The organism is Corallococcus sp. AB038B, assembly GCF_003668955.1.
Lineage (GTDB): Bacteria > Myxococcota > Myxococcia > Myxococcales > Myxococcaceae > Corallococcus > Corallococcus exiguus.
In genome coordinates this window covers 343,295-367,019 of sequence record NZ_RAWO01000011.1, presented here as the reverse complement: position 1 = coordinate 367,019, position 23,725 = coordinate 343,295, and the positions used below count along the sequence as shown (strand labels likewise).

Below are 23,725 nucleotides of genomic sequence, written 5' to 3'. Positions count from 1 at the left end.
GCCCATGGCCTCAATCTATGGGCTCCGGAGCGCGCGCCCTTGCTCGTCACGCATGGGCTGGGCCCACCGAGGGCTACGCCCTGCGTCTGCCTCGATCCACGTTCGTGAGCACCGTTGTAAACGACCGCTCACGATTCTCGATCGGCAGGTGGCGTCCGGGGCCGAAAACTCGGCCCCAGCGGCAGACCAGACGCCCAGGAATCGCGACCTCTGGTTTAGGCGACGAAACGCGCCACCCACCCCTTCGCGTCCTGGCTGGAGGCGAAGGCGCGGTGGGGGAAGGAGTGGCGGTACTTCAGGGTACGAAAGAGGGCCTCGGAAAAGGCGTTGTCGTCCGAGACGCGGGGCCGGCTGAAGGACGGGGTGATGCCCAGCCATTGCAGCGTGGCCAGCAGGGTGGCGCCCTTCATGGGGCCGCCGTTGTCCGAGTGCAGCACCAGCCCTTCGGGGCAACCGGCCTCCTGCCAGCAACTGCGGACGATGACCGGGGACCTGCCGGCCGGCTCCGCGCTTCCCGACGATGTCCCGAACAGAAAAGACTCAATCGCTCTCCTTCCTCGTCAAGCTCCTCGGCGCGTGGATCGCAATGGGGTTCCGAATCCCGAAGATCACCGTCGTCAACGGAGAGCTCCGCGTCAGACACCGACCCGGTGTCTGGCGCCGCCGCCTCCCAGCTCCGACTCGGCGCGTGGAACCGCGACCGCACACCTGCGTCCGCATGGAGGGAGGCATACGTCGCACAGGACCACTTTTCGGCGGCGAACAACTCGCTGACGGTCGGGTTCTGGTCTGACATGCCCCCCGCTGCGCTCCGCGCGGCTCCCTCCAGAATCCAGGAGCAGTCCATGGTCCACACCTCGGGTATCCCTCGTCGCATCTCCCTCTGGGCAGGCGTTGCCCTGGCGCTGGTTGGCACTCTCACGGGCTGTGCTCCGCCAGGGCCGGAGGACTTGCCCGGAGAGCCCCAGGTGACCCTGGACTCACAATCCCAGGCGCTGGCCTATCCCAACGGGAGCAGCCGGACGGTGGTGTCACGGCGCGTCGTCTACAAGGACGCCTCCGGTGGCTACCAGGCGGCGCCGGGCTTCGAGCAGTTCCGCGCGGCCGGTGCCTCCGACAGCACGCTGCACGCCATCCGCATCGCCCAGGTGGAGGCCCCGAGCGTGCGCGAGGCCATCGTCTTCATGACCGCCGGGCAGAAGATCTCAAGCAGCGGGCACTCCAGCGGCGTGACAGGCCAGTCCTCCAACTGGGACGCGTCCTGCGACGGCGTCTCCTGCGCCAACGTGGTCCTGGATGGCCGCTCCCTGGCAATGAAGCTCAATGCCCTGGGCTGGTTTCCGGCGGGGAGGACGCACCTGTCCGTGGTCAACGACAACAACTTCGACCACCTGTTCGACAGCGACACGAAGCAGCGCATCGTCAACGGGTTCGTCCACTGGCTCCAGGCCCAGGTCCGACCCGAGACGCGGTCCATCTACCTGGCGGGGAGCTCCCGCGGCGGGTGTCTGGTGATGCGAATTGCCCAGGCGCTCCGCGCCAACACGGCGCTGGATGGCATCACCGTCTACGTGTCGTCGCTGGATGGCGTGTGCAGGAACAGCCAGGGCGAGCTGGGCACGTTCGACACCAAGGTGAACAACCCCGTGCGCCCCTGGGGCACGTTCTACGGCGCGTGGGCCACCAACCTGTCCTCCCAGTTCCCCCGCCGCGAGCGGCTGCACCTGTATCAGGTGGTGGGGGGCCAGGAGGTCGCGCCGGCCACCGGCATCCGCGCCTTCTCCGGGTACGCGGGCGCCACGCCTCCCTCGACGGGCACCGACCTGGACTGGGGCTGGTACAAGCAGACCTGGGTGAAGTGGCAGCACAAGGAGATTGGCAATCCGTACACCGACCCGAGCACGTCGGATCAGCCGCTCGCTATTTCAGAGACGATTGACGCGCAGCTCACCTGGCTGGACGGGCTGCTGTAGCGGGCCCGCGGCGGTTTCAAGCGGTCATCGCAACGCATCCTGGTTGAAGTGAGCGTAGATGAGTGGTCGGCGCCTCGGAAGGCGTCGTCCATCCAGGATTTCTGCGAGGCCGATTGTTGAGAGCTTTTTCGCCGCGCTCGAGTGCGAACTGCTCGCACGCCGCCGTTTCACCACGTCTCACGACGAGGCGCGGATGGCCGCCTTCCGCTTCATCGAGGGCTGGGATAACCCGCTCCGACGCCACTCCGCGCTCGACTACGAGTCACCCGCTGGTTACGAGAAGAAGCACCGCGCTGCCGCTTGAGGGCGAAAGCGCGGAACGCTCTGCGGAACCGGGGCAACTTCACGCCTATCCCTGTGTCGGGCGTGAGGCGTTTCCGACGCTGGCGCGTACCTCGCGCATCTCGGCAGCGCGCACAGAAGGGGCGGTTTGTCGACGAATGAGCCGCTCGGCCACGGCGAGGTTGATGACCCAGCCGGCGCCCAACAGCAGCGCTCTGGCGAACTCGTCCGGCGTGCCGACGATGAGGAACCAGGGCACGGAGACCAGCACCTGTGTGCCCGCGCCCAGACCGATGGCGTAGCCTCGAATCGACCAGGCCCGGTGGCCGCCCACGTCCCGCCGCAGGATCGCGGACAGCCCCAAGGCGAGGGACAGGACCATCGCCGAGCCGAACAGGATCCGCAGGCCGTCGAGGAGCTCACCGTCGCCTTCGGCGCGGGGATAGCGCAGCGTCATCCACAAGCCCGAGAGCCCAGCCACAAGGCCGCACGCGACCAGGAGCCGCCCGGCGACGCGGTGCCAGCCGGGCCGCCGACGGCGAAAGTCCGGGGCGAATTGGAAGGCACCCAGGACGCAATACACACTGGCGCTGAGGACGTGCAGCACCACCGGTAGGGGCGATGCGAAGAACCGCGCGTTGTGCGGCGTGAGCTCGGCGCCGCCCGCCAGTTCGGCCAGACGGTCGGCGCCGGCCAGGATGGGCACGAGCGAGAGCGCGACCAGCGCAACGGGCACGAGCCGCTCGGCCTTGGTGGCGGATGTCATGGAGGTTCTTCTCCTGTCGGTGTTGGAACGATGGGCAACGCGCGTGACGACGGCGACGCCTCATCCCGTGCGAACAAATAGCCCTCCGCGACTACCGACGGAATTGACTGATTCCGTTCACTTGATATGCGAAAATGCATGGAATGGCGGACGGTCAATTTCGATTGGAATCGGGCGCGGGCCTTTCTGGTCACCGCCGAAGAGGGCTCGCTCACGGCGGCGGCGCGTGCGCTCGGCATGGCGCAGCCGACACTCGGACGTCAGGTGAGCGCGCTTGAGGATGAGCTGGGCGTGGTGCTGTTCGAGCGAGTGGGACGGAGCCTCGCGCTGACGCCGAGCGGGCGAGAGCTACTCGACCACGTTCGAGCCATGGGCGACGCCGCGGGGCGAGTCTCGCTTGCGGCCGGCGGACAATCGCAGAGTGTCACCGGGCTGGTCCGCATCACGGCCAACGAGATCTACTCGGCCTTCCTGCTGCCGCCCCTCGTGGAGAAGCTTCGGCGCGAGGCGCGAGGCATTGACATCGAACTCATCGCAACCAACACCGCGGTCGATCTGCGCCGACGGGAGGCGGATATCGCGATCCGGAACTTCCGCCCCACCCAGCCCGACCTCATCGCCACCAGGCTCAGGGACGACCCGATGCGGCTGTATGCGGCGACCCGCTATCTTGCGCGCATCGGCAACCCGCGTACGCCAAAGGCACTGAGCCGCGCCGACTTCATCGGATTTGGTGGGACCGACGCCATGCTCGACGGGCTGAACGGGCTGGGCTTGAGCCTGACGCGACGGAACTTCCCGGTGCTGGCGGGGAACCACCTCGTGCACTGGGAGATGGTCAAGCAGGGCATCGGCGTGGGCGTCGCTCCCGAGCGCGTGGGAGACGCCGAGCCGCTGGTCCTGCGGGCCCTCCCCAGCCTCGCCCCCTGGGTCCTTCCCATCTGGCTGACGACCCACCGCGAGCTGAACACCAGCAAGCGAATCCGACTGGTGTTCGACCTGCTCGCGACCGAGCTCGGGAGGTGAGTGACGGCTCGCTCCTCCAGCCACCGCCGCATGCCCCCTCATCCCGATTCAAGTCACCCTCCTGGACTGCGGACAGGCTCCTGACCAGGTGCCGCTGGCTGCGTTTGGAATGCCCCGCCGGGGATGCCAGACGGACTCAGTTCTTCGCCAGGCCGAGGCTGGTCACGCGGCCATCCGGGATGATGCCCACCGTGTAGCGCCAGGTCGCGGCCCCGAACTTCACCAGGTACGTGTAGACGCGGTCATCGCCCAGCACTTCGCGCTTCGCCAGGACGAGCGGCCCCGCCGGTCCCAGGTCCTGCAACAGGTCCTGGTAGTACGGCACGGCCTCCGGGAAGAACCAGCTCGGGACGTACGCGAAACCCGCCGGATCCAGCGTCCCGTTCCGGAGCTGTTCGAGCATCACCTTGAACCGCGCCGTCATCGCCGGCTCCCCGTCGGGAATGGGCGCCAGGGGAGGCACCGCGAGCGCGGGGTTCACGATGGCCGCGATGCCGTCCACGAACGTCGTGGGGTTCGCGGTGTTGGAGTTGATCAACACCACGATGGACAGCTCGTCCCCGAGGAAACGGGAGTAGGCGCTGACGAAGCCCTGCCAGCTACCGGCGTGCTGATGCAGAGGCTTCGCCGCTGGGCTGAGGTGCTGTGAGGCCTGGCATCGTCCTTGATGGGGCCATCCCACTGGGAGCGCCCCTTGAGCGCTGACCACACATGGCCGCCCAGGGCAGCCATCTTCCCATGGGACAGGATGTCACCCCGGGGCGCGAAGCCGTCGTAGCTCCCGGAGGGCCATGCCGCCCCTCAACGGTTCAGTACCCCACGTGCAGCCGTCCGGCAGGCAGCGCCGCCTCCAGCCGCTTCACTTCTGGCTCCGGGACGCGGTCCAGCCCCAGCTTGAACTGCTTGAGCCGGGCGAGTGGCGCGAGTCCCCCCGGCAACGCGGACAGCTCCCCCTGGAAGAAGCCGGCGTGCGTCAGCGTCGACAGCCGCCCAATCCCATCCACCAGGACCTGGACCCGGCCCGGTGTCATCTTGAAGAAGCGCCAGAACCAGAGCTTCTTCAGCCGAGGCAGCCGCGTCAGCACCTCGGGGAAGCCCTCCAGCGCCATCGCGTCCAGGTACAGCTCCTCCAGTGCCTCCAGCTCGCCGAACGCGTCTGGGAGCCGGGTGAGGTTGTTGCAGTAGCGAAGGCTCAACTTCTTCAGCGCGGGGAGGCTGCAGAGCTCCGCCGGAAGCGTCGTCAGCGGCAGGCTCTCCAGGCTGAGGTTCTTCAGTGCCTGCAACTCGCCGATGCGCGGGGAAATCTCCGCGATGTCGTTGGTGTCCAGATTGAGGCTCTCCAGCCCGGTGAGGGAGAAAACCTCCTCGGGGATGGCCTTCAGCTTCTTCTGCGCGAGCCCCAGTCGCGTCGCCTTCTTGCCCCGCGCCGCCTGCTCCTTCACGGCGGCGATGGCCTTCTCCACGGGGCCAAGCCGGGTGTCCGCCAGCAGGGGCTTCCCCGCTCGCAGCTTCGTGAGGAGCCCCTTCCGGTCCACCGTCGAGTCGGTGACGTCGCCCTCGTCCTCGTCCTCCACGGTGAAGGCCCCCGGCAGGAGCGCCTCGTGCGGCTCCAGCTTCCTGCGGGGCTTCTCCGTCGCGGTGAGTTTGTCGCCCACGAGCGCGTCCACGTCCAGCGGGCCAAACACCCGGAGGTGGTGGTGCTGCTCAACGAGGGCGCGCGCCTTCAGCCCTCCGCCGACACAGAAGACGTCATCCCCATACGAGTCGCCGAAGAGCAGCCCCCGGATCCGGACGTTGCCCGCGATGAACATGGCGGAGAACGTCGCCACGTTCTCCACTTCCAAATCTCCCAGCACCACCAGGAGGGTGTGGTCCGCCGCGTGGCCGTCCTCGAGCAGGCCCTTCAGCCGGACGCTGCCAGAGACAACGAGCGGCCGGGGGCCGATGACAAGCGAGTCGGCCTCCAGGTCTCCCTCGTGGAAGAGGACGCCCTTCTCGGAGACTCCCCGCCACCAGGAGGCCAGCTCGTGCCGCCATCCGGGCGTCCCCGCCGCCTCCACGTGGGCCCACACTTCTTGCGCGGAGGCATCCCTCCCCCAGTCCTGCTTCTCCACCATGTCCCGGTGCTCCCTTCCGGGAGCCATCACACCATGGAAGCGCCGCGAGGATCCCTCAGGAGCCCAGGAGGAACCGCGGCGCGACGCACGATGAGGCAGGCGAAGACATCCAACGCGAACGTCCGGCGCAGCAGTCCCGCCCAATCCAATCACGGCGTGCGCTCCATCGTCGACTCCACCGTCGCAGCCTGGACCGGGCTCTCCTCCTCCAGCCCCGGCTCCGCCCCTGCTTGAGGGAGCAAGTGACATTCGAGCGCAGGCGCCTCAGAACTCCGCGACGAACGCCAGCTCGCAGACCCGCTCGCGGCACGAGAACACGTGCAGCGCCCCATCGAGGAACTGCCCGCCTCCGTAGTCGAGCAGGTGCGGCATCTCGCCGTGCGCGCAGCTCGGCGTCGCGTCGGCCTGATCCCAGCGCGCCACGCCCCCGATGCGAGCTCCGCCCCAGCTCGCGCCGCCGCGCTGCTGCGCGAGCCAGTCGTCGTACTCCTCGCCGACCTCCTCGAGCTGATCCGGATCGAAGCCCTTGGGGAACGGCCCGTCGAGATCGAGCGCATCGAAGCCGAAGAGCGCGCTCGACGCGGTCTCCGGCGTGATCTCCGAGCGATAGCGGTACCAGATCGCCGGCGGTAGCCCGGTTGCCGGGGAGGCCGGGGTCACCCGCAGACTCTCGCGCCGCCAGCCACTCGACGCCGATTGCCATGCCTCGGGGCCGGTCACGCGGTGCCTCGGCTCCACCAGGCGCACGTACGCGACGCGCGGATCGCTGTTCTTCGCGACGCCGCAGTGAAAGCAGAAGAGCGCGGCGAGGCCGCGGCCGCCGGGGAGGAAGTCCGCGAGCACGGCCGGCGTGAGCTGGACGCACATCTCCAGCGGGCGAGCGCAGACGCCGCAGCTCGGCCAGCTCGGCTCGTCGAGCCAGGCGACGGAGCCGTGCGCGAAGCAATCGCCGGGACCGGGATCGAAGCGCTCGGGCTTCAGGTAATGCGGCACCTTCAGATCGACGCAGGTTGGCGCGGTCTCGCGGAGCTCGCGGAGCCAGGGCGCGAACAGCGGGTGCTCGGGGAGCTCGGGGCGAGGCGCCTTGCGCGCGCAGGGCACGCAGGTCTCGGCGGCGTCGCTCCAGCGCGGGTGCTCGCGCACGAAGGTCGGCCATGGGGTCTTCTTCTGCGCGCGGCCCGGCTCGTCCCAGGGCTCCTCGGTGGCCGCGGGCGCGACGACGAGCGGCGTCACCATCACCGCCTTGGGCACGCCCTTGTAGCCCGGCACGGTGCCGTGCACCTCGACCCGGGCGCCGACCGAGGGGATCACGGCGAAGCCCTTGAGCGCGGTGCCGCCGAAGCGCACCCGACCGCCTTCGTCGAGCTCGATCCACCCGAGGGCGTCGATGGGGTTGAGCTCGACAATCGTCCCTTTTTGCCCGCTCATCGCGCGGAACGCTAACACTCCCGCCTCAGCGGCTCTGCACCGTGAAATCGCGCCCTTCCCAGCGCCAGCGCACTCTGGAGTCCGGCCCAATCCACCGACGCATGAATCAGGGGAAGGTCGGGAGTGACGAGGGAAAGGCGTGAGCGCGTGGCAAGCCGTGCTCGAAGAGTTCCTGAAGGAGTCGGCAACGCTCGGGTTCGACGGAGGTGTCGCAGGTGGAGGCTTCCCGCCGGAGCTCTTCGATCGGGACGAGCGAGGAGTCCACCGGGCGCAGCGCCTGGGAGGAGTAGGCCCACGCGTTACCCACGCGATGCGCGGGCTTCTCGTCCGCGTGACAGAACGCGCAGACCGTGAGGTCGGGCTGGAACATGACCTTCGTGTACGGAGCCTCGGGGAGCACCTCGGCTTCGATGGGGAAGGCCAGTTCTCCCTTGATGGAGCGGCCGGAGGCGTCGAGCTGGCTGAACTCGACGACCTCCGCTCCCGGGCCGTCGGGGACGACCGAGAGGATGAGGGAGCCCGAGAACAGGAAGATGCGGGGGCTGCGCCGGCCATGCGCGGGTTGCGCGCTGAAGTCGCTCTCCGTGGCACTCAGCCGCAGGGGCCGGTCCAGACTCTCCACGAGGCAGGCCACGGAAGTGGGGCGGGGCAGGGAGTTGATGAGCGCCACCGCCTCCTCGATGGTTCCGGGGGCGCCCGTGGCACCGCCGGAGGGGACGCAGTCGCGGGGAAGCTCATCCGGGGGCTTTGAACCATCCGACGTGCCGCAACCTGCCGCCAGCACCGCCATCACCACCTGCGCGAACGCCCTTTGTCGCCACCTGCGCCTCACGTGTGACCTCCGGGGAACATCATGTGCCCGTGGCCACCTCTGAGCGAGCGTTCCCAGCCCGGTTTCATTTTGGGGGGACCCCGAGGCCTCCACACGCCTTGGTGGAGGGGTTGTCGAGGCCGCAGTCCCCGGGGCTCATGTCCCGCGGGTTGTTGCACGGATGGGGTGCTTGGGATCAACCCGTCACGGCAGCCGCCATTGCGCGGCCGCCGAAGAGAACAGCAGCCCCGAGCGTGGGTGGCTACTTGCCGGCCAACGCAGCCACGAGCCGGTCCGCCTGCTCGCGGATGTGCTTGTCGGTGCTGGCCTGGGCCTTCTGCGCGTGCGTGCGGGCCTGGGCCTTGTCGGTGTCCGCCAGCGCCAGTGCCTGATTGAGGTGCAGGCCCGCGTCGTCCGGGTGCGCCTTGAGCGCCGGAGCCAGCACCGCGCGAGCGTTGGCCGCGCCCCCGGGCTTCGACATCAGCAGCACGGCCAGGTCGTTGGCCGCGCCCACGTCGGACGGATCGCTGGCGTGGGCGGCCTCCAGCAGCTTCTGGGCCTCCGCGTCGTCGCCCATCCGCCGGCGCACCTTGGCCAGGGCGATGCGCACCATGGTGTTGTCCGGCACCTTGGCCAGGGCCTCGCGCAGGATGCGGTCCGCGTCCGCGTCCTTTCCGGCCACGAAGGACGCCAGCCCGTGCAGATAGATGGCGTCCGCGTTGTCCGGCTGCTGGAGGCGGATGTCGATGGCGGCCTTGATGGCCGGCTCGGGCGCGCCTGCCACGAAGCACAGCGTGGCGAACTCCCGGATGAGGGCCGTTTCGCGAGGGCTGCGCAGGATGGCCTTCTGGAGCGTCTGGAGCGCTGCGCCCACCTGGTCCTTGAGCACCTGCACCCGCGCGGCCAAGAGCAGCGGCAGGTGTTCGGTGCGGCTGGCCTCCGCCGCTTCCAGGTAGCGCTTCAAGGCGCGGTCGAGCTGCTTGTCGCCCTGGAGCGCCATGCCCAGGTACGTCAGCGTCTGGGCGTTTCCCGGCTGCAGGGCGAGCGCCTTCTCCAGCGCGGCGATGGCGGCGGGGTACTGGTGGTGCGCCAGCAGCGCGCGCCCGTGGTTGACGACCTCGAAGAAGCCCGCCTTGGGCTGGGCCGCGAGCGCCTCCAGCACCGCGAGCTGCCTCGCGTCGCCTCCTTCCGCGTCGAGCCGGGCCAGGTGGCTCAGCGCCTCGGGGTGGGTGGGGTGCTGGGCCACGAGCCGCTGGAGCACCTCGCGCGCGGCGGGCTCGTCATGCTGCGCGAGGCGCAGACGCGCGAGCCCGAGCAGGGCGGCCGCGTCCTTCGGATCCTGCTTGAGGGCGCGCTCGAATTCGATGGCGGCGTCCTTGAGGAGGCCCTGCTTCATCAAACGCGCCGCGGCGGATGCTTGTTTGGAGACGGCCATGGGTCGGGAGGATAGCCCAGCCCTGAAGGGGCCGGGCGGTCTCGCGGGTGACTACCCGATGCCCAGCCAGCCCCCGACAGTGTCCTTGACGCCTCCGACCACATCGCCGGCGCCCTCGATGAGGTCGCCCGCGGCATCCACCGCGCCGGAGAACACATCTCCGGCCGCGTCCAGCACCGCGCCGCCCGCGTTGATGGCGCCCTCGGCCACGTTCTCCAGGATCTCACCACCGGCCGCGGCGGCCGTCTCGCCCACCGCCTTGAGGATGTTGCCGGGGTTGACGGAGCCCTCCACCTCGACGCCCAGGCCCAGGCCGGCCGTGGCCTCCACGCCGACGTCGAACTCCAGGTTGCCGCCGTCCAGGCCGATGTCCGCGTGGGCGTCGCCGCTCACGCCGGCGCTGGCGCTGGCGGTGATGCTGGCGGAGGCCAGGGTGTCACCCTCGTGCTTCAGCTCGATGCCGCCCGTGAGGCTGGCCTGCGCGCCCGCGAAGCCGGAGGCGGCGGCGTTGAGGGACACGTTGCCGTCGGTGCCGACGTGCAGGTCCAGGTCGATGGAGCCCTCGGCGCCAATCTTGCCCAGCGCCTCCAGGTCCAACTCGACGGAGTACTGCTCGCCGGCGATCTCGAACTCCACCGTCTTGGTGGCGCTGGCGCCCGCTTCCACCAGGTTGGCGGACACGTCCACCTGCACGTTCACGTCGATGCCGGACAGGCCGATGTCCGCGTCCACGGACGCGTCCGCGCTGAACGTCGGGCCCTGGACGTAGGCGTTGGTGTTGATGCCGCCGGGGCCGGTGCCGTTGACCTCGGCGCGCGAGCCGCCCGCCTCGAAGCTGGACTGGCCGCTCAGCACGTTGCGCGACGGCGTCTGCACGTTGCCCTGCGACTGCGTGGAGACGTTCGGCTGCGTCCCGGGCTGCTGCTGCGTCGTCGGCTTCGCGGGGGGCGGCGCGACGGGCTTCGGAGGCGGCGGGGGCGGCGGAAGCGGGCGGTAGCCGATGGGCGCGGTCATGGGCGGACTCCGGAGTTCGATGGGAACGGTGCCCGGAATGGCGACCGTTTTTTCCCATTCTCCCCAACCCCGTCCGGAAGTTTCCGCACCCCCATCACTTTGTAAGAAATCCCCGGCCGGATTCCAGTGGGGTGGGATGGACTCCAAGATTTCGATTGAAATGTTTAATGGTCGGTGCCCGGGCAATAGGGCGTCGCGTCAAAATAAGAGGGGAATCGTGGGACACATGGCTTCCCCCGGGCCTCGTCCTGAACGGACAAACCTCATGGGTGGAATGTTGAGTGGAGTGGGCGACTCTCGGTCGTTGAGAGTCCCTCCGGCCCCTTCCAGGTGTCGCGAGGAGGGATACGCGGCGGGGCGAGGGCCGGTTACAGGAGCCCCGCGTCCGTGTCCGGCCCAGACCCAGGACAGCAGGATCATGGGCTTCTGGCGCAGCGCGACTGCCTGTGGCTCAACACCCCGTCGGCTGAAGTGGCCCCCGTGCCGGAGCCCATGAGGGTCCACGGGCTCCGGCGACGGCGGGGAGCTACCAGCCGTTGACGTACCAGGAGTGCCGCAGGGTGTTGTCCGTGCCGCGATAGAAGACATCCATCCGGCCGGGACCCCAGCTCGCGACATCGGGCGTGGAGGTCATCTCACCGCCGAGCCAGTTCCAGCCGGTCCAACTGGAGCCCGTCCACGTGTTGACCCAGAGGCTGTTGTCCAGGCCCCGGCCGAACACCTCCAACTGGTTCACGCCGCGAGAGACCGCCGCCGGAGCGGAGGTGAAGGTGCCGCCCAGCGAGCCCCAGGCGCTCCAGGCCGTGCCATTCCAGTACTTGTGGAGGAAGCTGTTGTCGGAGCCCTTGGCGAACAGGTCGATGCGGTTGGGTCCCCAGCTCACCGCGGCCGGATCCGACGTCACGACGCCCGGAATCACCGTCCACGACGTCCAGCCCGAGCCCGTCCAGGCCTGGTGGTAGAGCTGGTTGTCCAGGCCCTGGCCGAACACGTCCAGCCGGTTCGCGCCCCAGGACGCCACGGCCGGGCCGGAGTTGAAGCCGCCGCCCTGCGAATACCAGGGGCTCCAGGAGGAGCCATCCCACGCCTTGTGGAGCATGGAGTTGTCCGCGCCGCGCGCGAACACGTCGATGCGGTTGGAGCCCCAGCTCACCGCCGCCGGGTCGGAGGTGATGACGCCCGGGTGGAGGCCCCAGCCGCTCCAGCCCGCGCCCGCCCAGTACTGGTGGTGCATCTGGTTGTCCAGGCCCCGGACGAACACGTCCAGCCGGTTCGCGCCCCAGGACGAAGCCGCCGGGCCGGAGGACAAGCCGCCGCCCAGCGACTCCCAGGGGATGCCGTAGGTGATCTTCGCGCCCTGGACGTCCGTGGCGCTCAGGTTGCCATTCCCGTTCCAGGCCGGGTTGCAGTAGTTCATCACGGAGGCCAGGTCCCACGGTCCGATGAGCCAGTCACCCGAGGAGCCCTGCGCGGGCTCGGTGCAGGTGGAGGGCCGGTCCGGACGGTTCTGCTCGTGGGCGTAGCCCAGCGCGTGGCCGAACTCATGCACCGCGATGGCGTCGATGCAGTACTTGAGGCTGCTGGCGCACGACGGGCTCCAGTTGGCGAACGTGAAGTTCAGCACCATGCCCTGGGCCCTGCCGTTGAGGCCGTTGCCCAGCGCCTTCACGTGCGGGCCCTCGTCGCTGATGTTGATGCGGACGCCGCTGGACGAGGACGGACATGTCCCCCAGCCGTAGAAGCGCACGCTCGAGTTCGCCTCCCACGTGCGCGTCACCGCGTCGCGCACCCATTGCCGCTGGGTGGCGTTGCCCGCGGCCGGGTTCTCCCAACACACGGGGATGGTCAGCGGCCACCAGAGGGTGGAGGACGCCACGTAGAGCTCGGCCTCGCTGTGCCGCAGCTCTCCCGGCGGTGTCTGCTCGGAAGGCATGGACGCCTCCGGCGCGCTTCCACAGCCAGCCCATGCGCCAAGCCCGAGCGCCAAGAGCAGCGCCCCCCCTGGGCGATGCGTGTTTTCAGTGAACATGTTTTCCCCTCTTGCGTCCGCCCACTCCTCGGACGGGGCCTGTATGGCCCACGCATCCCCGGGCGCGACAAGACACATCCTGGCATGAAGACTGACGCACTTGAAGTGAAGTGATGTCAATTCAGTGTCTGCGGGAAATTATCTGGATGCAGGGTTTGAGGAGGGCGTTTCATTTGTGAATCACGGTCGCTCCTGGCGGACGGGATATGCTCCGTCGCATGACCTTCCGCGCGAGCAGTCCTCGAGGAGAACGTGTGCGTCGGCCGCGGCTGTCGCGAGACACCGTGGTGCGGACCGCCGTCGCGCTCGTCCAGGAACAGGGGTTGCGACAGCTCTCCATGCGGACGCTGGCCGAACGGCTCCGGGTCACGCCCATGGCGATATACAAGCATGTCGCGAACCGGGATGCACTTGTACTCCTGTGCGCCGAGACCATCCTCCAGGCCGTGGTGTTGCCTGTGGAGCGACGTCTGGTGTTGCCCCCGGAGCAACGTCTGGTGTTGCCCGCGGAGCCACAGGATCCGGTGGCGTGGCTCCGGCTGCTCGCGGGCCGTCTGCGCGCCGTGGGGTTGGCGCACCCGGGGTTGATGGAGTTCCTGCTGGAGCAGGGCCCTGTCGTCCACACGGCGCTCGTCATCCTCGACCGGACGGTGAGCGGACTTCACGCCGCCGGCATCCCGTGGAAGGAGGCGGGGGCGCTGCACAACACGTTCTTCTCCTGGCTGGCCGGAGCCATCCGCCGGCAGGAGCCGTGGGACGTGGGGCCACCGGGGACGCCGCCGCCGTTCGAGCGGTTCTTCGCGGCGGCCCAGGCGCTTCCCGCCAGGGACTACCCGGGGCTTGCCCACAGCGTGCCGCACATGCGGGCCACCGACGTGGAGCGGGAGTTCGAGCAGAGCCTCGGCTTCATGCTGGAGGGCATCCAGCGGCGCATCGACGCACGGCGGGTCCCCGCGCGGAAGCGCCCCCGCCAGCGCTGAGTGGGCATCGCGTCACGCGTCCTTCGTGCCGCCAGCGCCTCCCATGTCCCAGTGCGCGGAGAGGTCCTCCCGTCCGCCCAGGAGTGTGTCCGGCCCTCCCACCCGGGCGAGCACCGCGTCGCGGGCCTCGATGACCCGGCGCCGGACCGTGGCCAGGTCCACGTCCACCAGGGCGCCCTGGAACTTCGCCCACCGTCCGCGCACCATCACCGACTCGACGTTGCCCGCATGCGCCTGGAGCACCACCGCGTCGCGGGGACGGTTGAGCGGCGTCAGGTTCAGCGCATCGGAGCCGAGGACGATGAGGTCCGCGTCCTTGCCCGGCCGCAGCGAGCCCGTCACGCGTCCCAGCCCCAGGGCCTCCGCGGCGTCGAGCGTCACCATCGGCAGCATGCGAGCGGCCTTGAGCGCGAGGACCCGGGACAGCCCGTCCTTCTCATGGGCCCGGGCCCGCTCCACCTGGAGGGCCAGCCGCATCGCGGTGAACAGATCCCCGCCGTTGCTGGAGACGACGTCGCAGCCGAGCGTCGTCCGGACCCCCGCGCGCAGCGCGCGTCCGGTGACGGGGAAGCCCATGCCCATCTGAAGCTCCGTCTCCGGCGTCACCGCGACGGCGCCGCCGCTGTCGGCGATGCGCCGCAGGTCCTCGTCGGAGCTCCACGTGCAGTGGACGAAGAGCACGTCCGGACCGAGCAGGCCTTCGTCCGCCATCCGCCGCACTTCGCTCGGGCCCGACACGGGCCACGCGGAGCAGTGGGCGGTGATGGGGACGCCCAGCTCGCGCGCGGAGAGGAGCTCCGCCCGGCTCTGCTCCCAGGGCACCTGCATCTCCGTCAGCGCGACGCCCATGCGGACCAGCCCGCTGTCGGAGGCCAGCCGGGTGGAGCGCAGGCGCCGGGCGTCCTGGATCCGGCTCGCGGGGGTCGGCAGCGAGGTGCTCTCCTGGGGACCCGCCGCGTAGCCGTAGGCGAAGAGGGCCCGGATGCCGGAGTCCTCCAGCGCCGTGAGCGCGGCGTCCGCGTGCGCGGGGGACTCCACGCAGTGCGAATAGTCCACGAGCGTGGTGATGCCCGCGTCCAGGGCCTCCAGCGCCCCGGCCAGGTTGGCGGCATGCAGGTCTTCCGGCTGGAACGCGGGCGACAGCTTCACGCGCACCGCCGCCAGGTAGTCCATCACCGTCCAGTCCGCCCCCAGGGCGCGCAGTGGCGTCTGCCACGTGTGCCGGTGCGCATCGATGAGGCCGGGCAGGAGCAGCTTCCCGCGCAGGTCGACGACGCGACAGTCCCCGGCGTGCAACTGGGGACCCATCGCGACGATGCGCCCGTCCTCAACCAGGACGTCACCTCGCGGCAGGTCCGCGTGTTCGGGGTCGCAGGTGATGACTTCCGCCCCACGTAGCAGCCATCGGTCGCCCATGCGGTGTTCCTCCTGTCAGGCCCAGCGGGTATACACTGTATACCTTCTGGGCCCGGGATGGCTTCCCGAGGGGATGGCAGTGGAGGGTTACTGACAGGGAGGCCTCAGCTTCCTGGCGCTGCCTCGCTCGCGGGCGCAGGGGACACGCTGGCCCACTGGAACGGACCGACCACGCTCAACACGGCGCGCTTGTTGCGGCGCCAGGCCACGTACAGCGCGCAACCGTAGATGAGCGCCGACACGGGACTGTGCCAGGCCTCGTAGGCAGGACCTCTCACGACGGCGATCGATGTGTGGAGGATCGCGGTGACCACGACCTCCTCGCGGGACATCGCGTCCCCCATGTCTGGCGAAAAGGTCCGATGGATGAAGCTGTCATGGTGCCTGTCGAACACGCGCGAGCTCACGCGGCGAGGCATCTTCTCGGACTCCGCCTTGCTGCGCGCGTTCACCTCCGGCACGCGCGCAGCCCCCACCGCCAGATACGTCAGCAGCACCGCGAGCAGCTGGTAGACGAGCCCTCCGCGTTCTTCCGAGCCCTTGAACACGGCGGTGCCCACCAGCCATCCCACCAGGATGAGGAGGAGTCCCGGGGTGTAGCCCGTCAGGCCCACCCACCAATACACCGCTGCCCCGGCGATGCCTCCGCCCAAGCCAAACACTCCCGCCTTCAGGAGACGCAGTGTCGTGGAGCCACCGGTGCTCGCCGCCTCCACCTCCTTCCGGCACTTCGGGCACATCAGGTGGTGGTTCACCTGGAAGTAGGCTCGGACAATCGGAAGCCGGCAGGCAGTGCAACGGAGCACGGCCCGCGAAGAAGCAGGGTCGGTCATGTGCAGGGTTCTGGGAGCAGGAGGACCATGCGACCAGCCTAACAGAGGCGCCCCATTTGAGCGCGGTCCTGAAGACTGTCTTGAGCGTCCGTTTCTCCTGGGTGGTTTTCTTGCCCGGAGCTGTAACAACAGACTCCAGATGGGGACGACAAGCACCGGGCTGACCGGGGCGCTTTGATGATGCGTCCGGAGTAACCTCTTTCCAGAGCGGGAACCCCCGCCTACCATGCTCCGCGCAGTACCCCATTCAGGAGACATCGAACCATGCGCAAGGCAATCATCGCGGGACTGATGGCAGCAGGGATGGTGGCGGGCTGTGGGGGCACGTCCGACGGAGAGGTCTACATGTCGTGCGCCAACGGCACCACGTGCACCGGCTCCGCTGCCACGTGCGAGGAGCAGTGCGCCTCGTCCAGCGCGGACACGAAGAATGCTTCCTGGATCATCGTGTATTGTTGCGACGGCAGCGAATGCCGCAGCCCCACTTCGCCTGCCATTTGCGTCAGCTATTGCGCATCCCGCGACGGCATCTGCTGACACCGCTCGTTCTGCCAAGGTGGCCCGCCCCGAGCGTACAGGGCGGGCCGCTGTGCTTCATCCACTGAGCGCTCACCTGGCCGCCGGGCTCAGGTGCATGGCAATGTGTCCGGCGGCCACGAACCCAAGGACAGGTGCGCCCGTGAAGCAGCCTTCGACCCCTCGATTCGAACTCTACCGTGAGGCCGTTCGTGACACCGGCGCGCCAGGGGGAGGTCAGCCCGTCGTCGAGCGGTGCGAACTCGTGCCTCCAGAGGGAGTGGATCCCCTTTTCGTGAAGCTGTCTTTTCTTCCGTACTTTCACGAAGAGAAGCCCACGACGACGCTGGGCTCGTACTTCGATGCGCAGTCCAATGGCTTCGACTTCCTGAGGAAGGCGTTCTTCCCGCGGAGTCTCGACGGCTACAACAGTCATGGCGAGTCGGAGCGGCGCTCGTTCACCACGCTTCTCGAAGCCGCGTCTCCGCGCTCGCACGTCGTCGTCGCCTGGAAGGATGAGCGGCATTGGTACGTCGATGCGCTCTTCTACCGTCTCGAAGGCGTGGACGGTTGGTCGCGTGGCGAATGGACCGAAGTGGTTGAAGGCTCGCTCGCGGACTTCATCCGCTTCTCTCCGTTGCTCCAGTCTCAGGTGGAGGCGGGACGGTCGTTGTCCGCGGACGCCCATCCGGCGGACGACGTCGTGCTCGAGCTGTCGAAGTCCCCGGGGATGCCCAACACGCGGCACTTCAATCTCGAGGTCTTCGCGGATGGCCGGTTCGAGGTGCGTCGTCCCCGCGAGCACGACTCGCGAGGCTCGGACGTCCATCGGCTCACGACGCTGCTCATCGCGGCCAGCCGGCTCCCGGCGGAGAGCGGTCCGTCGTTTCCTCGGCCCTTCATGCATGACGCGCAGACCCGGTCGGTCACCTACGTCGTCGCGGGGCGGCGCATCCGCGTGACGCTGGACGCGGACACGCCGCCCGACATCCAGAACTTCGCCGACCGGATGGCCGCCGCCTACGACGTGGAACTCTGAGCGAGCGGCTCCGTTCCGAAGGGACCGCCTCGGTGCTCCCGCGGATTTGAGCGACACTGGCGGACATGGCGGTCCGCCTTGCGTCCCTCGTGTGTCTCCTCGCTGCATTGCCCGCTGCCGCCAACGTGGCCGCCTCCACGCGTACGCCAGCGACCTTCACCCTGTCACCGGGAACCGCGAGCACGCGCACGGAGGTGCTCAGCGAGAAGCTGGACTTCGATTGCGCGGAGGCGGAGCAGGAGGCGGTCTGCCGCTTCGAGGCGCGCTACCAGCTGCGCAACGGGACCCCCGAGGCGGAGGTCATCGATGCCGCCTTCCTGGGACTCCGTACGCGCGAGGTCCGCGTGCGATTCGACGAGGAGCCCCTCCCGGTGACAGAGGGGCAGGCGGCCTCGATGGGCCCCACGCCGGAGGATGCGTTCGGAAGGCCCGCGCCTTCCCTGGTGGAGCGCTTCGGCTTCACCCTCACGCTTCCGCCCGGGCGGGAAGGGGAGCTGGTGGTGCGCGGCCTGATGCAGCTCGAGCGGCGCTTCCTGCCCTCGGGGTACGTGTGGCCCGCGGTCCAGTCGCGCCACGCACTGCTGTCCCCCAGTCCGGCGCGGGCCGCGCACTGGGACATCGACTATCTGCTGGGGCCCATCCGGACCTGGGCGGGCAACCCCACGCTCCACGTCACGGTGCGTGTCCCTTCCGCGTGGGAGGTGGGCAGCAGCCCGGACGCATCCGCGCGCACGCTCCCGGTGGCCACGGGCTGGCGGCTTCGGCACGAGGGCGAGCAGGTGGTGGCGGAGCGGAGCCTCACGGCGGAGAGCGCGCCCGAGTGGCTCAACGTCACGCTGACGAAGCCCCAGCCGTGGTGGATTCCGGGCGGTGTACAGCTGGGCCTGGGCGCACGGCTCGGGGACGGTTCCCGCTTCATGGCACGGCTCGGCTACCAGTTCGCCGCACCCGAGTCCTTCCTGCATTCGCTCTCGGTGGAGACGGACTTTCGAGAGCAGCTCGTCCTCACGCCGCTCACGCAGTATGCGACGCCCCAGGTCCTCATCATCCCGAGCTTCGGGCTCGGCCTGGGTGTGCCGGTGCAGGTGCGCCCCGAAGCCAGGCCGGGCCTGCGGCTCCTCGCGGACCTGCACTTCGGTCCGCTGGGGGCCGCGCTCAGCTGGGACCACTATCCGGCGCTGCGGGAGGGCACGGACTCCTTCTCGCGCCTCATCCTCCTGCTCCAGGTAGGGCTGTAGGCCGGCAGTTCTGCGAGCGCTACTGGCACCTCAATTCCAATGCCTCGAACATTTGTTGGAACTCCTGCCAGAGTTCAGGATTGTCTGTGTTGTTGATGGTGTCTCCCGTCTTCGAGGAAAAGGAGCTTCCGTTGTAGTACACCAGCGCCCAAAAACGGCTCCGGGGGCATTCGAAGTAGCGGGTGAGAACCGAGCCCCGGATCGTGATGGGATACCAGGGCGCAACTGTCGCATAGACTTGTTGGGTGGGGAGCCCCGTGTAGGCTCGGATCGAGGAGAAAGTCCCCATGTTTGTCTTCTGGGTGTCCGTCAGCGCGGCGATGGTCGTGTAGTCTCCCGTCTGCTTCAACCATTTCCGGTTGTGCGGGTCGGTCACCTGCTGCGGCTCTGGTTGCTCAACGGGCCTGAAGTAGAAGTCCCTCTCGAAGTCGGTCCAGGAATAGTTCTTCTGGCCTTCGTGACTTGAGTAGACAATCAGCTTTTGATCCAGTTCGGGAATCCGTCGGATGGCCTCTGGATTGAGATTGTCAAGGTCGTCTGGAGCACCTTGAGGACTCTTCAGGATGAACGCGCGACCACGCCCCGGTGCATCATCGAAAATCAGATAGACGCCAAACCAGGCGTTGGCGAAGAGGCAGCTGGGAGTGATGAAGTTTGAGTATTCACTCTGGGGGTGGCACCGGCTCGTCTTCTTGTAGTCGCCGACAGTATAGGTGTTGACCGCGTCCAGCTCCACCTGCCCATTGGACATCTGCTGGAGATACTTGCTGAACTCGATCCTGAACGGTTCCGCATAAAGCTCGGCGGGCACTTGCTTGTAATTCAAGACAATGCCTCGCGTCTTTTCGAGATTCACGTTCCTGTCCCATCGCACGATGTCTGGCACGATGTGGCAGCCACACAGCAGCGATAGGAAGGCAAGGCATAGGACAGGACGGTCCATGTTCATCGGCTGTTACCTGCTATTGAGAGGGGATGGTCCGAGGTGCGGCACGCTATCGCCGCGATGAAGTATAGGCTGAATGGGAGCCCTGCTCAGGGGCCGGAGAGCCGCTCCGCGCAGGCACTCCGCTGGTACGTCAGCCCGGCCTTCCGGAACCACTGCCCGGGATTGCCGAACGTCGGATCCCAGAGGTCCGCGTTCGCGACCAGCTCGGAGAGGAAGCGCCGCTGTGCGTCCGTCCGCACCTGTCCATCTCCCGCCGGGAAGGCCGCGGCCAGCAGCGGGCCCCACTCCCGGTCGACGCAGTACTTCGTCGTGACGCGCGCCACTGTGACGGCCGCGGGGAGGAGCCGGTCGAAGTCCTTCACTCGCTCGAGCAGGCACTCCAGCACGTAGAAGCGGGGGCGCATCTCGAACGGGGGCGGGCGCTCCTTGAACCAGTCGTCCATCTGGGCGGCGTGGTGCTCCAGCGCTTGGAGCAGCTCCCGGGTCGCGGCCTCGTTCGTCTCCAGACCCTTCGCCATCGCGGCGCAGACGCGCACCGCCGGAGAGGCGTCCTCCAGGAACGCCGAGGGGGCCTCTCCCAGCTCGCCCAGCATGAGCACCAGTGTGGAGCGCTCGTCGGTGTTCGGGGTGGCCTGAGCCAGGGCGGTCAGTCGCAGCGCGAGCACCTCCCGCTGTGCGTCCCCGAACGCCTCCGGCACCCGGGCGAGCCAGGCCGCGGTCGTCGCGGCCTGGGCGCGGACGCCGGAATCCGGGTGGTCGAGGCTGGCGAGCACCGGTTCGACGAGGAGCGGCACGGCCTCGGCACACCCGAGGAATGCCGTGGCGTAGAGAGAGTTGGCGGCCTCCTCGTCCTGGTAGAGGGCTTCGTCGTCGCCAGCGTCGAGCAGCGGCGCCAGGTCGTAGCGGGCCAGGCGTTCCTGTTCCTGGCGGGACGCCCAATGGTCTCCGACGGCCTGGGCGACGCCCGAGAGGAACGCGAGCACGTGCATCCGGAGCCGGGGCCCTCCGGAGTCGAGCCGGGGCTCCGCGAGCAGCCCCGCGAGAACACACGTCACCGGGCCCGTCGCGGTCCAGGGCGTGCCCTGATGGAGGATGGCGGAGTCCAGGTAGGTCAGCGCCGCGTCCCGGGACGCTTCATCGCCTTCGACCAGCGCGCGCAGGTGGCCGGGAGCGTCCGTGGCGCGACCATAGGCATGAAGCAGGCGGGACCAGTCGGTCGTTTCAAGGGCGGAGAGACCCGTGATCATGCGCGAGACTGTAGCGCCTCCAGTCGAGGCGCACGGCGCTGGCACCCACGGGCGGCAGAGCGCCTGCGCTCACCACTGCTGGAGGAGCACACTGGGGGCACATGCGGCCCACCAGGGGCAACCCGCTCACGGTCGCGAGCGGCCCGAGTTCCTCAGTCTCGCAGGGCTCACGAGAAGCTCGTGGGAGGCTGACAGTAGCGTGTGCCCTGGCGAGGTGGAGCTGGGGAGGGGCAGGTGGAGGAGCGGGGGTGGCCGTACCGGCGGAGGCAGCCGGAGGAGACGGTGCTGTACGAGGCGGTGAGGGAGAACCTTGCCACGCTGCTGGCGGAGGCGAGCGACGTGGGGCGCGGCCTGCCCCGGTACGTGGAGCGGGACTTCGCCAGGTACCTGGAGTGCGGCGTGCTGGTGCACGGATTCGCGAGGGTGCGCTGCGAGAGCTGAAAGGACGAACTGCTCATCGCCTTCTCGTGCAAGGGGCGAGGGGTGTGCCCCTCCTGCAACGCGAAGCGGGCGCAGGTGACGGCGGTGCACCTGGTGGAGCGGGTGCTGCCGCACGTGCCCTACCGTAAGTAGACGTTGTCCTTTCCGCACCGGGTGCGATGGGGACTGCTGAAGGAGAAGGGGCTGCTCTCGGACGTCCTCACCCTTTTCCTGCGAGCGGTGTTTGCCCTGCAACGTCTGGGCCTGTGGGAATACATGGGCCTCTTCGCGTGGCTCATCGTCATCGTGATGGTCGTGATGTCTGTCGTTTCCCTGCTCATCTCGTCGCCATCCCCGCGGTGATGGCCCACAACTCCTTGCAGAGCTGGGTGGACGCCCGCGCGGTCGACCTGGCCGAGGGCAGCAACGAGTTCCTGGATGCCACGGCCCGAGCGCTCAAGCGAGCCCGCGCCGCCGCCAGGGCCCCCGCGACCTCCTGACGCATCGAGGGCCCGGGCCGCGGCGGCTACTCCGTGGACTTCTGGACCGGGACAGGGCTTGGACGCGGGGGCGTGAGAGGGGGAGGCCGTGTCTCGGTATTCGCCAGCCGCTCGAGAGGGCGGAGGAGCGACATGACGCCATGGCCCAACACGGGCAAGGCCACGGAGGGCTGGAGGACCGCCTCCAGCCCCGCGTGCAGGTGCAGTATCCGGTAGAACTGGCGATGGACGTGTGCGTCGGTCGACGTGCGCTCCATCAGCCGCAGGATGTACCAGTGCAGCAAGCCCAGCCCGAAGGGCCGCTTCCCGACGGCCTGCGGATACAGCAGGTCCATGCCCGTGCCCAACAGCCACGGGAGCCGGATGACTTCAGGCAGCCGCTCGCGGAAGCGCTGCGCCAGGCCCGATAGCTCGCCTCGTTCAGACTGCTCGCGAAGGCAGGTGTCCAGCAGTTCCGCGCCAAGCCCCGCCACCGACATGCCTTGCCCGTAGAGGGGGTTGAAGGCACACGCGGCGTCTCCCAGGATGACCAGCCCCTCGGGAAAGCGGGGCAGCTTCTCGTAGTGCCGCCACCGGCAGTCCTTCACCTTGTGCTGGGAGATGGGCCCTATCGGCGTGGCCTCTTTCAGGGAGTTGTACAGGTCCGGACGCGTCAGTGAGCGCGCGTACTCGAGGAACCCCGCGTACTCGGTGGGCGCGTGCTCCCCGAAGTAGCCATTGAGGGTGACGAGCCACCGGCCTCCCTCCACGTGTGAGATGAAACCCGCGCGCCAGGCCTTGGGAGGACTTGGATAGAGGAAGAGCGCCTTCCATTCCTTCTGGAAGTGGGGCGGCGGCTCGTGCAGGCACGTCGTGTAGGAAAGGTCCACGATGACCTGCTCTTCCTCCGGGCGCGCGTAGCCGATGGCTTCCAACCACTGAGGCATCCGCGAGCCCCGGCCACTGGCATCCACGACGAGGTCCGCCTCCCACGACTCCTCGCCCTGGGGTGTCTTGACCCGGACGCCCGTGATGCGCCCCGTGCCCTTCTCGTCGGAGATGAGCCCTTCGATGGAGCAGCCCTCGCGCACCGCTACGTTGGGCCGCGTCTTCACCCGGCGCAGGACATTCCACTCGAGCAGGGGCCGGGTGCACAACAGCCCGGGGATGCCGCTGGTGTGGCGCAGCTTCCACACCCCGAAGTGGTGCCAGGCGAGGTCTCCACTCGAGTCGATGAACTCGGCGCCCTGGACCTGGAGCTGCTCGAACAGGTCCGGGAAGTACTTGTCGAGGATGCGCCGGCCCGTGTCCAACAGCACGTGGATGTGCGGCCCTTGCGGAACACCCTTGCGCGCGGCGGGCCCCTCCACCCGGACATCCCGCTCCACCATCGTCACCTTGTCGAAGTGGTCCGCGAGCACCCGCGCGCTCAGGAGCCCCGCCATGCTGCTGCCGATGACCACGGCGCTTCCGAATCTGCGTCCAGGGGTTTCCAAGTCCCAAGCCTCCAAGGTTTCATGTCGTGGCGCTGCGGGTCAGAGGGGTCCGCCTTCCCCAGAGCCGCTCGCCCCCGCCGAGGAGATTGCACATCACCGGTCTGACATGCCCTCTCGGCCCCGGGGCTGGAAAGCTTCACCGCCACCCTGGACGAAGCGCTCGCCCGAGAGAGCGACGGAGCGAGCGAGCCGCTACGGCTCCGCCCAGGCCAGCAGACTCCGCCGCCCGGC

22 protein-coding genes and 2 pseudogenes are annotated in these 23,725 nt (G+C 68.6%); 10 read left to right on the top strand and 14 right to left on the bottom strand.

Features of this window, described 5'->3' with window-relative positions; genetic code table 11:
• Window positions 1-218: 218 nt before the first annotated feature.
• Window positions 219-470: pseudogene (locus D7Y04_RS46960) on the bottom strand (IS3 family transposase); the annotation flags it as partial.
• A 498-nt stretch (window positions 471-968) separates the two neighbouring features.
• Here D7Y04_RS46960 and D7Y04_RS33245 point away from each other — a divergent pair.
• Both D7Y04_RS33245 and D7Y04_RS33240 read left to right on the top strand, forming a co-directional pair.
• Window positions 969-1,973, top strand: coding sequence for a hypothetical protein (locus tag D7Y04_RS33245; protein WP_233601680.1), 1,005 nt, complete (start codon window positions 969-971; stop codon window positions 1,971-1,973).
• A gap of 118 nt (window positions 1,974-2,091) precedes the next feature.
• A pseudogene (locus tag D7Y04_RS33240) lies at window positions 2,092-2,277 on the top strand (IS3 family transposase); the annotation flags it as partial.
• A 45-nt stretch (window positions 2,278-2,322) separates the two neighbouring features.
• Here D7Y04_RS33240 and D7Y04_RS33235 read toward each other — a convergent pair.
• Window positions 2,323-3,021 (bottom strand): DUF2306 domain-containing protein, encoded by a 699-nt coding sequence (locus D7Y04_RS33235; protein WP_121761908.1) that lies wholly within the window; start codon window positions 3,019-3,021, stop codon window positions 2,323-2,325.
• A 138-nt stretch (window positions 3,022-3,159) separates the two neighbouring features.
• On the opposite strand from D7Y04_RS33235, the gene D7Y04_RS33230 reads away from it, so the two are divergent.
• Window positions 3,160-4,047, top strand: coding sequence for a LysR family transcriptional regulator (locus tag D7Y04_RS33230; protein ID WP_121761907.1), 888 nt, complete (start codon window positions 3,160-3,162; stop codon window positions 4,045-4,047).
• Window positions 4,048-4,183: 136 nt separating this feature from the next.
• Here the strand turns inward: D7Y04_RS33230 and D7Y04_RS33225 are convergent, their stop codons facing one another.
• The 7 genes from D7Y04_RS33225 to D7Y04_RS33190 form a co-directional block, all read right to left on the bottom strand.
• Entirely contained in the window at window positions 4,184-4,591 is a 408-nt protein-coding gene (locus D7Y04_RS33225) for a hypothetical protein (protein ID WP_199749772.1), read from the bottom strand.
• A 265-nt stretch (window positions 4,592-4,856) separates the two neighbouring features.
• A complete protein-coding gene (locus D7Y04_RS33220; RefSeq protein WP_121761906.1) occupies window positions 4,857-6,164 on the bottom strand; it encodes a leucine-rich repeat domain-containing protein in 1,308 nt (435 codons plus the stop codon).
• Window positions 6,165-6,428: 264 nt separating this feature from the next.
• A complete protein-coding gene (locus tag D7Y04_RS33210; RefSeq protein ID WP_147477246.1) occupies window positions 6,429-7,610 on the bottom strand; it encodes a hypothetical protein in 1,182 nt (393 codons plus the stop codon).
• A gap of 88 nt (window positions 7,611-7,698) precedes the next feature.
• Window positions 7,699-8,424, bottom strand: a complete 726-nt coding sequence (locus D7Y04_RS33205) for a hypothetical protein (protein WP_147476081.1) — start codon at window positions 8,422-8,424, stop codon at window positions 7,699-7,701.
• Between the two features lie 241 nt (window positions 8,425-8,665).
• On the bottom strand, window positions 8,666-9,799 hold the full coding sequence (locus D7Y04_RS33200) for a tetratricopeptide repeat protein (protein ID WP_233601679.1): 1,134 nt from the start codon (window positions 9,797-9,799) through the stop codon (window positions 8,666-8,668).
• A gap of 90 nt (window positions 9,800-9,889) precedes the next feature.
• Window positions 9,890-10,852, bottom strand: coding sequence for a Circumsporozoite protein (locus tag D7Y04_RS33195; protein WP_121761902.1), 963 nt, complete (start codon window positions 10,850-10,852; stop codon window positions 9,890-9,892).
• A gap of 526 nt (window positions 10,853-11,378) precedes the next feature.
• Window positions 11,379-12,785 carry a M12 family metallopeptidase gene (locus D7Y04_RS33190; RefSeq protein WP_121761901.1) on the bottom strand — a complete coding sequence of 469 codons (1,407 nt, stop codon included), beginning with the start codon at window positions 12,783-12,785 and terminating at the stop codon, window positions 11,379-11,381.
• Window positions 12,786-13,135: 350 nt separating this feature from the next.
• Between D7Y04_RS33190 and D7Y04_RS33185 the strand changes: the two genes are divergently transcribed.
• Window positions 13,136-13,861, top strand: coding sequence for a TetR/AcrR family transcriptional regulator (locus D7Y04_RS33185; protein ID WP_158627633.1), 726 nt, complete (start codon window positions 13,136-13,138; stop codon window positions 13,859-13,861).
• Window positions 13,862-13,873: 12 nt separating this feature from the next.
• Here the strand turns inward: D7Y04_RS33185 and D7Y04_RS33180 are convergent, their stop codons facing one another.
• Together D7Y04_RS33180 and D7Y04_RS33175 are read right to left on the bottom strand one after the other, a co-directional pair.
• On the bottom strand, window positions 13,874-15,277 hold the full coding sequence (locus tag D7Y04_RS33180; protein ID WP_121761899.1) for an amidohydrolase family protein: 1,404 nt from the start codon (window positions 15,275-15,277) through the stop codon (window positions 13,874-13,876).
• 104 nt (window positions 15,278-15,381) lie between these two features.
• Entirely contained in the window at window positions 15,382-16,110 is a 729-nt protein-coding gene (locus D7Y04_RS33175) for a hypothetical protein (RefSeq protein WP_147477245.1), read from the bottom strand.
• An 811-nt stretch (window positions 16,111-16,921) separates the two neighbouring features.
• Between D7Y04_RS33175 and D7Y04_RS33170 the strand changes: the two genes are divergently transcribed.
• Window positions 16,922-17,665 carry a hypothetical protein gene (locus D7Y04_RS33170; protein WP_121761897.1) on the top strand — a complete coding sequence of 248 codons (744 nt, stop codon included), beginning with the start codon at window positions 16,922-16,924 and terminating at the stop codon, window positions 17,663-17,665.
• Between the two features lie 65 nt (window positions 17,666-17,730).
• Window positions 17,731-18,903 carry a hypothetical protein gene (locus D7Y04_RS33165; protein ID WP_233601678.1) on the top strand — a complete coding sequence of 391 codons (1,173 nt, stop codon included), beginning with the start codon at window positions 17,731-17,733 and terminating at the stop codon, window positions 18,901-18,903.
• Between the two features lie 19 nt (window positions 18,904-18,922).
• On the opposite strand, the gene D7Y04_RS33160 is transcribed toward D7Y04_RS33165, so the two are convergent.
• Both D7Y04_RS33160 and D7Y04_RS33155 read right to left on the bottom strand, forming a co-directional pair.
• Window positions 18,923-19,846, bottom strand: a complete 924-nt coding sequence (locus D7Y04_RS33160; RefSeq protein WP_147454685.1) for a hypothetical protein — start codon at window positions 19,844-19,846, stop codon at window positions 18,923-18,925.
• 92 nt (window positions 19,847-19,938) lie between these two features.
• A complete protein-coding gene (locus tag D7Y04_RS33155) occupies window positions 19,939-21,099 on the bottom strand; it encodes a hypothetical protein (RefSeq protein ID WP_121761896.1) in 1,161 nt (386 codons plus the stop codon).
• Between the two features lie 234 nt (window positions 21,100-21,333).
• Here D7Y04_RS33155 and D7Y04_RS33150 point away from each other — a divergent pair, with 234 nt between their 5' ends.
• From D7Y04_RS33150 to D7Y04_RS33140, 4 genes are read left to right on the top strand one after another with little or no spacing between them, the layout of a single operon-like run.
• Window positions 21,334-21,540 (top strand): hypothetical protein, encoded by a 207-nt coding sequence (locus D7Y04_RS33150; RefSeq protein WP_121761895.1) that lies wholly within the window; start codon window positions 21,334-21,336, stop codon window positions 21,538-21,540.
• A 42-nt stretch (window positions 21,541-21,582) separates the two neighbouring features.
• Window positions 21,583-21,672, top strand: a complete 90-nt coding sequence (locus D7Y04_RS33145; protein ID WP_158627632.1) for a hypothetical protein — start codon at window positions 21,583-21,585, stop codon at window positions 21,670-21,672.
• 3 nt (window positions 21,673-21,675) lie between these two features.
• On the top strand, window positions 21,676-21,882 hold the full coding sequence (locus D7Y04_RS45255; protein ID WP_171805178.1) for a hypothetical protein: 207 nt from the start codon (window positions 21,676-21,678) through the stop codon (window positions 21,880-21,882).
• A complete protein-coding gene (locus D7Y04_RS33140; RefSeq protein WP_370457261.1) occupies window positions 21,882-22,019 on the top strand; it encodes a hypothetical protein in 138 nt (45 codons plus the stop codon). Before D7Y04_RS45255 ends, D7Y04_RS33140 begins: the two co-directional genes overlap by 1 nt.
• Before the next feature lie 26 nt (window positions 22,020-22,045).
• On the opposite strand, the gene D7Y04_RS33135 is transcribed toward D7Y04_RS33140, so the two are convergent.
• Window positions 22,046-23,494, bottom strand: coding sequence for an NAD(P)/FAD-dependent oxidoreductase (locus D7Y04_RS33135; RefSeq protein ID WP_121761893.1), 1,449 nt, complete (start codon window positions 23,492-23,494; stop codon window positions 22,046-22,048).
• Between the last annotated feature and the right edge of the window lie 231 nt (window positions 23,495-23,725).

Excerpts from the sequence above, each read along its gene's own strand:
- D7Y04_RS33175 (WP_147477245.1), bottom strand. The coding sequence starts at position 16,110 with ATGACCGACCCTGCTTCTTCGCGGGCCGTGCTCCGTTGCACTGCCTGC.
- D7Y04_RS33155 (WP_121761896.1), bottom strand. The coding sequence starts at position 21,099 with ATGATCACGGGTCTCTCCGCCCTTGAAACGACCGACTGGTCCCGCCTG.
- D7Y04_RS33180 (WP_121761899.1), bottom strand. The coding sequence starts at position 15,277 with ATGGGCGACCGATGGCTGCTACGTGGGGCGGAAGTCATCACCTGCGAC.
- D7Y04_RS33140 (WP_370457261.1), top strand. The coding sequence starts at position 21,882 with ATGGCCCACAACTCCTTGCAGAGCTGGGTGGACGCCCGCGCGGTCGAC.
- D7Y04_RS33220 (WP_121761906.1), bottom strand. The coding sequence starts at position 6,164 with ATGGTGGAGAAGCAGGACTGGGGGAGGGATGCCTCCGCGCAAGAAGTG.
- D7Y04_RS33200 (WP_233601679.1), bottom strand. The coding sequence starts at position 9,799 with ATGAAGCAGGGCCTCCTCAAGGACGCCGCCATCGAATTCGAGCGCGCC.
- D7Y04_RS33160 (WP_147454685.1), bottom strand. The coding sequence starts at position 19,846 with ATGGACCGTCCTGTCCTATGCCTTGCCTTCCTATCGCTGCTGTGTGGC.
- D7Y04_RS33230 (WP_121761907.1), top strand. The coding sequence starts at position 3,160 with ATGGAATGGCGGACGGTCAATTTCGATTGGAATCGGGCGCGGGCCTTT.
- D7Y04_RS33165 (WP_233601678.1), top strand. The coding sequence starts at position 17,731 with ATGGCGGTCCGCCTTGCGTCCCTCGTGTGTCTCCTCGCTGCATTGCCC.
- D7Y04_RS33235 (WP_121761908.1), bottom strand. The coding sequence starts at position 3,021 with ATGACATCCGCCACCAAGGCCGAGCGGCTCGTGCCCGTTGCGCTGGTC.
- D7Y04_RS33190 (WP_121761901.1), bottom strand. The coding sequence starts at position 12,785 with ATGCCTTCCGAGCAGACACCGCCGGGAGAGCTGCGGCACAGCGAGGCC.
- D7Y04_RS33195 (WP_121761902.1), bottom strand. The coding sequence starts at position 10,852 with ATGACCGCGCCCATCGGCTACCGCCCGCTTCCGCCGCCCCCGCCGCCT.